The organism is Pseudomonadales bacterium (genome assembly GCA_024234435.1).
Classification (GTDB): Bacteria; Pseudomonadota; Gammaproteobacteria; order Pseudomonadales; family Porticoccaceae; genus JACKOF01.
On record JACKOF010000001.1, the window covers coordinates 971,801 to 983,886 of the forward strand.

At 48.9% G+C, this 12,086-nt stretch carries 10 protein-coding genes and 1 tRNA gene; 7 read left to right on the top strand and 4 right to left on the bottom strand.

Features of this window, described 5'->3' with window-relative positions:
* Positions 1 to 115 precede the first annotated feature (115 nt).
* The 3 genes from phrB to H7A02_04485 are packed head-to-tail and all read right to left on the bottom strand — an operon-like array spanning position 116 to position 3,238.
* Positions 116 to 1,546, bottom strand: coding sequence for a deoxyribodipyrimidine photo-lyase (gene phrB, locus H7A02_04475; GenBank protein ID MCP5171505.1), 1,431 nt, complete (start codon positions 1,544 to 1,546; stop codon positions 116 to 118).
* Positions 1,543 to 2,307 carry a MerR family transcriptional regulator gene (locus H7A02_04480; protein MCP5171506.1) on the bottom strand — a complete coding sequence of 255 codons (765 nt, stop codon included), beginning with the start codon at positions 2,305 to 2,307 and terminating at the stop codon, positions 1,543 to 1,545. Before H7A02_04480 ends, phrB begins: the two co-directional genes overlap by 4 nt.
* Complete coding sequence (locus H7A02_04485; GenBank protein ID MCP5171507.1) at positions 2,297 to 3,238, bottom strand: DUF1722 domain-containing protein; 942 nt, start codon at positions 3,236 to 3,238, stop codon at positions 2,297 to 2,299. The genes H7A02_04480 and H7A02_04485 overlap by 11 nt, the downstream gene beginning before the upstream one ends.
* Positions 3,239 to 3,404: 166 nt before the next feature.
* On the opposite strand from H7A02_04485, the gene H7A02_04490 reads away from it, so the two are divergent.
* The 3 genes from H7A02_04490 (at position 3,405) to fadA (ending at position 7,632) form a co-directional block, all read left to right on the top strand.
* Positions 3,405 to 4,040, top strand: coding sequence for a class I SAM-dependent methyltransferase (locus H7A02_04490; GenBank protein MCP5171508.1), 636 nt, complete (start codon positions 3,405 to 3,407; stop codon positions 4,038 to 4,040).
* A 188-nt stretch (positions 4,041 to 4,228) separates the two neighbouring features.
* The gene (fadB, locus tag H7A02_04495; GenBank protein ID MCP5171509.1) at positions 4,229 to 6,376 is read left to right on the top strand and encodes a fatty acid oxidation complex subunit alpha FadB; all 2,148 of its coding nucleotides are present in this window, start codon (positions 4,229 to 4,231) and stop codon (positions 6,374 to 6,376) included.
* Between the two features lie 77 nt (positions 6,377 to 6,453).
* Positions 6,454 to 7,632 (top strand): acetyl-CoA C-acyltransferase FadA, encoded by a 1,179-nt coding sequence (gene fadA / locus H7A02_04500; protein ID MCP5171510.1) that lies wholly within the window; start codon positions 6,454 to 6,456, stop codon positions 7,630 to 7,632.
* A gap of 144 nt (positions 7,633 to 7,776) precedes the next feature.
* Here the strand turns inward: fadA and H7A02_04505 are convergent, their stop codons facing one another.
* Positions 7,777 to 8,130, bottom strand: a complete 354-nt coding sequence (locus H7A02_04505) for a hypothetical protein (GenBank protein ID MCP5171511.1) — start codon at positions 8,128 to 8,130, stop codon at positions 7,777 to 7,779.
* Positions 8,131 to 8,288: 158 nt separating this feature from the next.
* On the opposite strand from H7A02_04505, the gene H7A02_04510 reads away from it, so the two are divergent.
* The 4 genes from H7A02_04510 to clpP all read left to right on the top strand — a co-directional run bounded on the left by H7A02_04510 (position 8,289) and on the right by clpP (position 12,073).
* A complete protein-coding gene (locus H7A02_04510; protein MCP5171512.1) occupies positions 8,289 to 9,656 on the top strand; it encodes a hypothetical protein in 1,368 nt (455 codons plus the stop codon).
* A 198-nt stretch (positions 9,657 to 9,854) separates the two neighbouring features.
* Positions 9,855 to 9,939 (top strand) — tRNA-Leu (locus H7A02_04515).
* 39 nt (positions 9,940 to 9,978) lie between these two features.
* On the top strand, positions 9,979 to 11,307 hold the full coding sequence (tig, locus tag H7A02_04520; protein ID MCP5171513.1) for a trigger factor: 1,329 nt from the start codon (positions 9,979 to 9,981) through the stop codon (positions 11,305 to 11,307).
* Positions 11,308 to 11,443: 136 nt separating this feature from the next.
* Complete coding sequence (gene clpP, locus H7A02_04525) at positions 11,444 to 12,073, top strand: ATP-dependent Clp endopeptidase proteolytic subunit ClpP (GenBank protein MCP5171514.1); 630 nt, start codon at positions 11,444 to 11,446, stop codon at positions 12,071 to 12,073.
* Positions 12,074 to 12,086: the final 13 nt, after the last annotated feature.

The window sequence follows — 12,086 nt, forward strand, 5'->3', positions numbered from 1 at the left end:
GGGTATCTTTTATTTTTTATGGCAATTAAACCCTTTATTTTCTGGTTTACAGAAAAAGATTCAATCCCCGTCAGCCCCATTGTTCTGGTTACCTGCTTTTCCTTGATAACAACTCTTATTCTTGTTTGTTCTTCTGTTCCTGGATATTTTGAAATACTGAAATAAATTCGGCTCTTGCCTGATTGTGATTCACAACCGGTGGTGGATAGTTGTCTCTCCGTACAGGCTCATAAATTTCGTTTGAGTCGCATTGGCTCAGTTCAGGTACAAAGCTGCGAATAAAGCGCCCCTGTGGATCAAATCGCCGACTTTGCGTGGTGGGGTTGAACACCCGGAAGTAGGGGGCCGCATCAGTGCCTGTTGAGGCCGCCCACTGCCAGCCACCGTTATTGGCTGCGAAGTCGCCATCTATCAGGTTTTCCATGAAATGCTGCTCGCCCAAACGCCAGTCCAGATGCAGGTCTTTTACCAGAAATGATGCTGTCAGCATTCTTAACCGGTTATGCATCCAGCCGGTCTGTGAGAGTTGACGCATGCCGGCATCAATGATTGGATAGCCTGTCAATCCGTGCTTCCAGGCCTTGAGCCTGTCATCATCATATAGCCAGGGAATGTTATCAGTTTCTTCCTTGAAAGCCTGACCTCGGACCACTCTTGGAAAGTGGTAGGCAATATGCTGGTAAAACTCCCGCCATATCAGTTCATTTAACCAGCAGCCAGGTCCGGTACTTTTGTCCCAGCAGGCGTCGCCATGTTTGCTGAGTAGTTGCTGCAGGCACTGCCGAACCGAGATTAACCCTATCGATATAGCCGATGAAAGCCGCGATGTGGCATCCAGGTTGGGATAATCGCGGCTCTTGTGATAGTCATACACGGATGATTGGCTGTCGCTGTCGGTAAATCGGGTGAGTGCTTGCAGTGCCCGGTCTGCGCTGCTGGGCCAGAGTGCCAGCTGGTATTGAAGTTGTTCGGAAATCTCTGGTGCAAAACTGGGGATTGGGTTGTTTCCGGCGATAGCAGTTTGTTCCGGCAATAACTGAATTGTCGGCAGGTCATGGATTATTCGAGAAAGCCAGGCTTTGGAGAAGGCTGTAAAAACTTTATAGGGCTGGCCGGACTGATTGCAGATGTTTTCAGGCGGAACCAGTAAAGCATCGTTGTAAAAATGGCAGGGAATACCGGTAGTGGATACGGCCTGATCTCTGTCAATCTCATTGATCAGATATTCACGGTTGGCATGAATACCGCTGATAGCCTGTTGCCTGCAATAACTGACAAGGTGTTCGGGGATTTGTTCGTAATAGTTAACTGTCAATACATCCAGCTGGACACCAATGGCGCGGAGGCTGGATGACAGTTCAGAGACTGCCCGTTGAATCAGGTTCTGTTTGATGGGCGCCATATGATGTCGTTGCCACTGCCCGGGAGTGGCAATAAACAGGGCTTTTACAACCGAGCCTTTGTGGCTGGCAGCGTCAAATGCCCTGCATAATGCAGTGTTATCGTAAGGGCGCAGGTCGTTGCGAAACCAGATTAGCTGATTCATATTGCGGCAGCCTCAGAGCGAAGGTACTCCTCAATCTCTGAAAAGCGCATAAACGGACCAATGTGGTGCCATTCTTTGCGACGTGATTCCAGTTCGCCACATAACACCGGTATTCCATCCAGTACCTGGCTGGCGAGATGGATTTCACTGGCGGTAATGTTTTCACCGAGATCCATGACCAGATAATGTTGTGCCAGTATTGCGATGAGTGCCTGTCGGAACAGTAAAGGCAAACTGCCGACAAGAATCAGCTGCTTCTTTGGTATGTGTCTGGACCAGTGATATCGGGTTAGCTGGCGAGCCAGCTCCTGGATGAAAAGGGCGTGGCTGGCGCGCTTCATGGCGGAATCGGGCCATTCCATTACCAGAGGCCAAAGTTCATCAAGTAGTCCGATTAGTGGCCGTTCCTTAAAAAGGCTGTTCATTTGCTGTCGCAGTGACACATATCTTAGCCCTTGTGCCAAAGCGATTAATTGCGACTGATATTCGGCTGGCGGTTGATTCGGTTGGCCGCCGTCAATCAGTCGTCTGATATTGGAAAGGGAAATACCAGACTCAATCCATTTGCAGATTTGTCGAACGCGCTTTACGTCACTTTGATGGTATAAACGATGCCCTTTTACTGTCCTGTGAGGCCGCAATAGTCCGTAACGCCTCTCCCATGCTCTGAGCGTTACCGGCAGCACGCCTGTTAATTGGGCCAGGTCGCCAATCTTCAGCAAATTCTTTTTACCTGTATTTTGGTGATGCTCAGAGGCCATAACGGAGTTTGAGATCATGCGGGTAGGGTGATAGGTAGCTCTGTTCCTGCAGGTAGCTGTCAGGGTAGCGTTGCAGAAAATGATTGATCAGGGTTAGTGGTGCCATGAGTGGCGCATAACCCTTGCGATATTGCTCAATAAGGTCAGCCAGTTCCTGTCTTTCTTTGGATACCAGGTGTTTTTTGAAGAAGCCCTGAATATGCATTAACACATTGGTATGATTTTTTCTGCTGGCAGGCTTTTTCAAGCCCGCCATAAACTGGCGGATATAATGTTCTGAGGTCTCGTTAATATTGTCGGCGGTAACAGCGGCGACAACGGGGCCCAGATCTCGATAAGTTTTGGGCTCGTGGGCCAGCAATAAAAATTTATGCTGGCGGTGGAATTGTTGCAGTGTTTGTGCCGTGATTTGTGCTGCGCTCAATGTTAGCCACTGGTGATAGGCAATCACGCGCATAACAAAGTTCTCTCGCAAGAGAGGATCATTCAGTCGACCGTCCTCTTCGATTGGCAGATTGGGGTGCGCTGTCATCAGAATTCTTGCAAACACACCCACGCCAAGCTTGCCCTTGCTCAAACCGTTTTCACCATAAACCGGTACTCGTTCCATTCCACAGGTAGGAGACTTTGCGCAAAGCAGGTAACCGGCAATATCGGGCAGATTGCTGACGGTTGTCTTGCTGTATAGCGAGAGTTGCTCTGTCACATTGATAGAGGAATCCTTGCTGCCAACCACGGAAGGGGAGTCGGGGTCGCCAACGAGACGAATAGTGGGTCTTGGAATCCCCATCCCAATTGCCTGTTCCGGGCATATTGGCAGAAAGTTGAAATGCCGTGACAACTCATTGCTGACGAAGTCGGAACGTTTATGACCACCGTCAAACCGGACTGGGTTGCCCAGTACGCAAGCGCTGATGCCAATTCTGATCATAAATACCTATACAATTAATATTTATTTGTACAGGTATTTATATATTTTTTATAAAATTTGTCAAATTATATTTGTTGCTGAATCGGTCCTGGCAAGTCCGGGATAGATAATCACTGTCGCAAGGGCTTAAACTACAGTAATTATTGATTCGGAAGTGTTTTCTGCCATGCATTCATGTCCTCTTTGTTTTTGTGAAAGCCAAAGGTTTTGTCAGGATGACACTCGTGAGTACCAACAATGCCGGAATTGCAAGCTGGTATTTGTGCCTGAAGCGTTTCATCTGACGGCTGAGGAGGAAAAAGCCCAATACGATCTTCATGAGAACAGTCCTGATGACAATGCGTACCGAGCGTTTTTGTCACGCCTTTATCTGCCAATGTTGGAGCTGTTGCCGAAAAACAGTCTTGGACTGGATTTTGGTTCAGGGCCAGGCCCTACGCTTTCTATTATGTTTGAGGAAGCAGGTCACAGGATGGCTCTTTTTGATATTTTCTACGCACAGGATAAAACGGTATTGACGCGCTGCTATGATTTTATTACGGCAACGGAGGTCGTCGAACATCTGGCCAGGCCTGCAGATATCTTTACTCGGTTATGGGGTATCCTTAAACCAGGCGGATGGTTGGGGATTATGACGAAGCGGGTTCAGAACAGAGCAGCTTTTGCACACTGGCATTACAAGAATGATCCGACCCATATTGCCTTTTATTCGAATGCAACCTTTTGCTGGCTGGCTGATGAACTGGGAGCAGAGCTGTATTTGATGGCTCCGGATGTCGTGTTGATGAGAAAAGCAGCATAACAGCAATGGGTTGTTGATAAAAAAGTGGTTTATTCCGCTATTATTGTTAAAGAGCCAATGTTGAAAAAATACGGATCGATTGTGTTTTAGTCGCGTTACGAGAAGACATCGGCGTGCTTTTTAGGACGGCGATATACAGACTGGCGTTATTATCATTTGGTACCACTACATATTAAACGGGAGTATGCATGTTTCAGGGTGAAAATCTTTCCTTAGCGTTACTGGACAGCGGGTTCGCTGAACTCAACTTTAATGCCCCTGGCTCAGTTAATGTCTTTAATGCAAGCACGTTGAATGAATTGGCCCAGGTAGTTTCAATACTGGAAAAAAGTGCCGTTAAGGGGCTGTTGTTGAGTAGCAGTAAAAGCGTGTTTGTGGCGGGAGCGGACATTACTGAATTCAAGTTTAAATCCGATGTCGATAACGACCAGATTCGAGTGTTTCTGACGGCAGCTAACGACAGCTTTAACCGACTGGCATCCTTGCCCTTCCCGTCGGTTGCCGCCATTAATGGTTTTGCACTGGGTGGTGGTTTCGAAATCTGTCTGGCCTGTGACTTCCGGGTTATGTCGAATGCTGCGCAGGTCGGATTACCTGAAGTCAAGCTGGGTATCATTCCGGGCTGGGCGGGTACTGTTCGCCTGCCAAGAGTGATAGGGTTCGATAACGCTGTGGAATGGATTGCCAGCGGTGCTCATCAGCGCGCAGATGCTGCATTAAAAGTGGGGGCTGTTGATGCGGTTGTCGATCCGGAACACTTGAGAGAGGAAGCCTTAGCAGTACTGGTGGCGGCAATAAAGGGTGATTTTGACTATCAGTCCCGCCGCAGTCAAAAATTGGCGCCACTGCAGCTGGGTGAAAAGGAAATGACACTGGCCGCCACATCCTGTCGGGCGGTAGTTGCCGCGCAGGCCGGTCGCCATTACCCGGCCCCATTAGTGGCAGTAGATTGCATGATTGAAGCTGCCGGCCAGACGTTTGATGAAGCTTTGGAAACCGAGTTTCAGGGTTTCTGCAAAGTGATCCGAACCCCTGAGTTTCGAGCGCTCTCTGGCATATTCCTGAACGACCAGTGGGTGAGTTCGGTCGCAAAAAAATACGCCAAGAAAGCCTCAATGACAGTAAGCAGGGTCGGCGTGCTGGGTGCCGGTATTATGGGGGGAGGAATCGCCTACCAGAACGCTCTGAAAGGTTTCCCTGTGCTAATGAAAGATATCAGTAGCGATTCACTTGACCTGGGTATGGCAGAAGCTAACAAACTGTTATCCAGGCGTGTGGACAAAGGCAGAATGACGGCTCAGGAAGCGGGTGGAATCCTGACAAAAATTACCCCTTCACTGAGTTATACCGGTATTGAGCATAACAATATTATTATCGAAGCAGTGGTCGAGAATCCGAAGATTAAAGGGGCCGTTCTTTCTGAGGTTGAAAGTTTGATCAGCCCCGATGCTATTTTGGTCTCCAACACGTCGACTATTTCTATTGATTTACTGGCCGAGAACTTGCGGCGGCCGGAGAATTTCTGCGGTATGCACTTCTTTAATCCGGTTCATGCCATGCCTCTGGTGGAGGTGATTCGGGGCAGCAAGACATCGGATGAGAGTATAGCCGCGGTTGTGGGCCACGCACTGGCAATGGGAAAGAAGCCCATTGTGGTTAACAATTGCCCCGGCTTTTTGGTGAATCGCGTGCTGTTTCCAACAGTTTTCGGCTTTGATCAAATGGTTGCTGACGGTATCGATTTACAGCAGATTGATAACGTGATGGAAAAGTGGGGTTGGCCGATGGGGCCTGCCTATTTGATGGATGTCGTTGGTATTGATACAGCTGTGCACTGCATGAAGATTATGGCTCAAGGCTTTCCCGAGAGGATGAACGTCGGTGCTGAGCGCAAATCGGCGACAGAGCTGATGTTTGAGAACAGTCGTTACGGGCAGAAAAATGGCAAAGGATTTTATTCATATCAAGCGGATAGCCGCGGCAAGCCGAAAAAACAGGTTGATCCATCGGTTCATCAATTGCTGAAGCCTCATGTAGCGAATCGGAGGTCGGCTGATGATAAAGAGATAGTGGCTCGATTTATGATTCCGCTTTGTACCGAACTGGCCAGGTGCCTGGAGGAGGGGATTGTCAGCTCCCCGGCAGAAGCGGATATGGCTCTTGTCTATGGTCTTGGTTTCCCGCCATTCAGAGGGGGCGTATTCCGCTGGATGGATGAAATCGGGCTAGGTGAAGTTTGTCGGCTGGCGGACCAGTATGCTGTTCTGGGCGCCCTGTATTCTCCCACCGAAAAAATGCGTGCCATGGCGAGAGCCGACGAAACTTATTACGGCTGATAATTGCCGGGGACTTGTTGAATATTGTTTTGGCCGCTGCTTACTGTTGCAGTCAAGTAATTAAAAGGAGAGTCAGTGTGAGTTTAAAGCCCAGAGATGTTGTGATTGTCGACTGTGTGAGAACCCCTATGGGACGTTCCAAAAACGGTTCCTTTCGATTTCGGCGAGCTGAGGAAATGTCGGCAGATCTGGTTGAAGGGTTGTTGGCGCGCAACCCGCAACTGCCGCTGGATACTATTGATGATGTTATCTGGGGTTGTGTCATGCAGAGTGCGGAGCAGGGTTTTAATGTTGCCCGCATGATTGAGTTGCGCACTCGTATTCCACACAGTGTTCCGGCAATGACGGTAAACCGGCTTTGTGGATCTTCCATGTCTGCCTTGCATCTTGCAGCGGCCCAAATCATGGCAGGCCTGGGTGACGTTTATCTGATAGGTGGTGTTGAGCATTTGGGACACGTACCTATGTCACACGATCTGGACCCTAATCCAGCCCTGAGTCTGAAAGTTGCAAAGGCAAGTGGAATGATGGGTATTACTGCTGAATATCTTGCTCGTATCAACGGGTTTAATCGTCAGCAGCAGGACGAGTTCGCTGCTCGTTCACACCGGTTGGCTGATACAGCGAGATCTTCAGGTAAATTCAGCAATGAAATTCATCCGATCCAGGCTCACAATGATCAGGGCGGAATGTATCTGATGCGGGAAGATGAGACTATTCGTCCGGATACCACGGTTGATGTGCTCAACGGATTGCGCCCGGTGTTTGATCCTGTAAATGGCACAGTCACCGCTGGCACTTCATCTCAGATCACTGATGGTGCAGCTGCAATGCTGTTGATGTCCGCTGAACGAGCCGGTTTGCTTGGCTTGCAACCAAAGGCAAAAGTGATGGCTATGGCTGCAGTGGGTGTAGACCCATCGATAATGGGGTATGGGCCAGTGCCTGCTACCCGCAAGGCGCTTAAAGTCGCGGGCTTGACGATGGCTGATATCGGTGCTGTTGAATTAAATGAAGCGTTTGCTGCGCAGGCATTGCCGGTTTTGAAAGATCTGGACTTGCTCGACGTAATGGATGAGAAAGTGAACCTGAATGGCGGAGCAATAGCCCTGGGCCATCCACTGGGTGCATCAGGTGCGAGAATTACCGGTACTCTAATTAATGTTCTGAAACAGCGGGATGCCACATTCGGTATTGCGACTATGTGTATAGGTTTGGGGCAGGGTGTCAGTACAGTGTTGGAGCGACTGGATTAACATCGTTTCATTGGTGTGACCGCGACAGATACAGTATGCAGGGGGATAAATCGGAAAGCGGGAGGTTTTTGTAAATAGCTGGGGGTTGAAACAGAAAGGCCGATCAGTTTTGCTGATCGGCCTTTGTCTTTAAGGTCTTTGCAATTACTGACCCATGTTGGACATGGCGTCTTTTGCTGCAGCTTTTGCATCGTCCATCATATCTTCGGCGTCATCCATCATGTCTTCCGCTGCGTCTTCAGCATCATCCATTGCGTCGTCGATAGCTTCTTCGGCGTCATCGATAGCTTCTTCTGCGGAATCCATGGCGTCCTCTGCTGCGTCCTCGATAGCTTTGCCTGCATCAGTTGCCATGTCACTTACAGAACTCTCCATGCTGGAAGAAGTCTCTTCTGAGGCCGGAGCCGCAGATTGCTCTTCACCACCACAACCAACAAGTCCGAACCCCAATACTGCGATTAAAGCAGACAGCCCTAGTGCTTTTTTTGATAGTTTCATTTCCGGCTCCATTTAAGAATATCTTTAAAGTAAGAGGCGTCATTTAAGGTGTATCGGGCGGCTTCGTCAAGAATGATCAGTCAAAAATTGTTATTTTTTTATTCCCTGCCCCAAGAAGTAACAGTTTTGGTAGACTTCCGCAGCATGGAGAGGAACCGATGATAGAAGTGATTTCACATAACACGCCGGAACAAGTTCTGATTGATCAGCTTGGACGGTTTGCTGATAACCCGGCCGGGGAATACACTTTTGCAGTAGAGTACAGGTTTCAGCAGTACTTTCTTCACAACAAACCTGAAATAGTATTGTTGGCCATTTTTAGACTGGTCGATAATGGCTGTGGAGGCGTCACGATTTTCGCCGGTGTTTCCGACCAGGTTGGCAGGGCTAAAACACTCATTAAAGACGGTAAAAGCGTGGGTGTGCTGTCGGAGCAACTGCAATTTCCGATGCTGAATCTGTCCGGTCCCATACTGTTGAGTCCACTGTCGATAGCGAAGCCGTGGGGGCAGGAGATCTGGTATACCGGTATCGAGGAACGGGGGCAGTCCAGTGTTACCGATGGCTCTTTTTGCACGCCCCTTTCGTGGTGGCTCTCTGTTGCCGGTCAGCATCAGGCAGCGGATAAACAACAATCGATAAATCTTTTAAAAATTCTTGATCCGTTGCCGGAAGCAGTTTACGGCGACCTGTACTTTGAGTTGCATGAGCAAAAGCAGGAAGTTTATGTGGTCACCCATGTCGATAGAGATGCCTGGCCTGACGGTGTGGGGGGTATTTGTTTTGGTTTTGACCAGAAGATACGAGCCCAGCACAGTGATGATGAATCGTTTCGTGCGGCTTACCTGTCGGCTGTCCAGGGCTATGAGGCTGTGCGACGTGAGATAGACAGCATTTTTGACCGCAAACGTGAACAGAAAAATATCAGACTGGATGCGCCATTAAGTGCTGCCCAGTTGAAAATCTGGCATGCCGAGTTACCCGAAGAGCTTCAACGACGTGAGCTTGTGCAGCGTCATGCCATGAATCGTTTTATGGCCCTCAAGCCGCTGAGGGTTGGTGATGTGGTCAAGGTTCCCTGTTTTACACCTCATGCGCTGCAACACGGTGTTCGAACGGTTGAATTTCAAACGCCGGTTTATGAGCGGAAGATATTGTCCTTTGCTCAGAAAGTATTAACTCAACCCAACTGGGATACTGTTGAATCCCTGAACCTGATGACTCTGGATGAGCCCAAAAGTAATGCTCTGGAGGTCGTCGATGCCACTGAGAATCACTGTCTTGAACGAGTTGTCAGTTTTGATGACTTTCAGGTCTTCAGGCTTACCTTGAAGGAAGGTGCAAACTGGTCTGTGCCGGCCACTGGAGAGTATGCCTTACTGATGAGTGTTTCCGGAGCAGTGGCTTGTGGGCAACAAAATCTGGCGGTGGAGCAAGCGTTATTTCTGCCTGCTTGTCGGGGAGATATCAGCGTTTCTACAATGGCTTTAGGGGATGCCGTTCTGTTGCTCGCAGAACCTTGTTAATGCTCCTTTGTATGAACCGACCAGGGCTTCCGTTGCCTACTGTCAGGTGGAATGCCGGTATTCTGTAAAGCAACCGTATTGCTTATTGCTCCCGGATGGTTGCTGTGGCAAAATCCCCACCCCTTGAAACAGGCTGCTCCAGCCAATTCAAATGTTGCCAGCGGGAATTCACTGGCTTCTAGGAAATACAAATTTTTAGCGGACGTGGCGGAATTGGTAGACGCGCCAGATTTAGGTTCTGGTGCCGCAAGGTGTGAGAGTTCGAGTCTCTCCGTCCGCACCATTTATATAGCATAAATTCAGGAAATTTTAGAGGGCTGATATGCAGGTTTCCATTGAAACAACTACAGGACTTGAGCGTAAACTGACAGTGGGTATCCCCGCTGATCGTATTGAGGGCGAAGTTGGCGCACGCTTGGCTAAGGCCGCAAAAACTGTGCGTATTGATGGTTTCCGTAAAGGCAAAGTGCCTGTGAAAGTGGTCAAGCAACGTTTCGGAGGAGGCATTCGTCAGGAAGTTGTGGGTGAATTGATAAGCAGCTCTTTCCAGGAAGCGATTGTGAAAGAAAGTATTCAGCCTGCAGGCCAGCCTTCAATTGAGTCTGTTAAGAACGAAGATGGCCAGGATCTGGAGTACGTTGCCACCTTTGAAGTTTATCCCGAGATTGAACTGGCAGACTTTGCCGCCATCGAGGTAAAAAAACCGGTTGCAGAAATCGGGGATGCCGATCTCGACAAAATGATTGATGTGCTTCAGCAACAGCAAGCTTCCTGGTCTGAAGTTGACCGTCCTGCACAGCAGGGCGACACGGTTAAGATCGATTACGTCGGTACTAAAGATGGTGAAGAATTTGACGGGGGCAAGGCGGAAGATCAACCCCTGGAGCTGGGCTCAAACAAAATGATCCCCGGTTTTGAGGATGCAATCATTGGTATGTCTGCCGGTGAGCAGAAAGTAGCGTCCTTAACTTTCCCGGAAGACTATCAGTCTGAAGAGCTAAAAGGTGCATCAGTCGAATTCACTATCACGGTGCGTTCCGTCAGTGAAAAAACCCTTCCGGAAATGGATGACGAGTTTTTCGCCAAATATGGTGTTACAGAGGGTGGTGAAGAGAAATTTCGTGAAGAAGTGCGCAACAACATGGAGCGTGAACTGAAAAATGCGCTGGAGTCGAAGCTTAAAAACCGTGTGATGGATCAATTGTTGAAACTTCACACGGTTGCGCTGCCATCAGCGCTGATTACGTCTGAAATACAGAACCTTAAACAACAGATGGTGCAGCAATATGGTGGTGGGCAGCAGTTTGATCTGTCAATCCTGCCGGATGATATGTTCAGAGATCAAGCCGAGCGCAGGGTGTCTCTGGGCTTGCTGATTTCCGAGATTGTGAAAAGTGCCGAGATCAAAGTGGATGCGGATAAGGTTAAGAACAAAATTGATGAGATTGCGGCGACCTATGAGCAGCCGGAAGAAGTTGTGCAGTATTACCGCAGCAACCAGCAAATGATGGCCGGTCTTGAAGCTGCTGTACTTGAAGAACAGGTTGTCGAACATCTACTGGCATCGGCGAAGCTGGAAGTGGAACAACAAAGCTACGAAGAGGCGCTTAAACCTGATCAGCAGGAAGCGTCCGACGCTGAAAGCGAGTAACCGGTTGAAAACGGTTTAACTGTTTTGAAGGCAAGCCGATAACCTGGCTTGCCTTCTTTTCTTTCGCCGTTACAATGTTTTCTGTAATGGTTTTATAACTGTAAATTTCAAAAATAAACTCTTTGAGAACATGTCTATGTCTGTTGATCTGACTGTGCCGGGGCTGGAAGTGCAGAATGCCGGTGGTTTGGTGCCAATTGTTGTAGAGCAATCGGCTCGTGGTGAGCGCTCCTACGATATTTACTCACGCCTGCTGAAAGAGCGGGTTATCTTTCTGGTGGGCCCGGTTGAAGATTACATGGCTAATCTGGTGGTTGCACAGTTGCTGTTTCTGGAATCAGAGAATCCGGATAAAGATATTCATCTCTACATTAACTCTCCGGGTGGTTCGGTAACGGCCGGCATGTCCATTTATGACACCATGCAATTTATTAAGCCTGATGTGAGTACGATGTGTATTGGTCAGGCGGCCAGCATGGGCTCATTCCTGTTAGCGGCAGGGGCTGCGGGTAAACGTTATTGTCTGCCTAACTCCCGCACCATGATCCACCAACCCAGTGGCGGTGCACAGGGGCAAGCGAGTGATATTCATATTCAGGCTCAGGAAATTCTCAAAATAAGAGAGCGCCTCAATGAGCGTCTTGCCTTTCATACCGGGCAGTCCGCTGAAAAGATAGCGCTCGATACCGAACGTGATAACTTTATGGACGCGAATGAGTCCAAGAAATATGGTTTGATTGATGAGGTTCTGGACAAGCGCCAATAGAACAGGTAGTCTT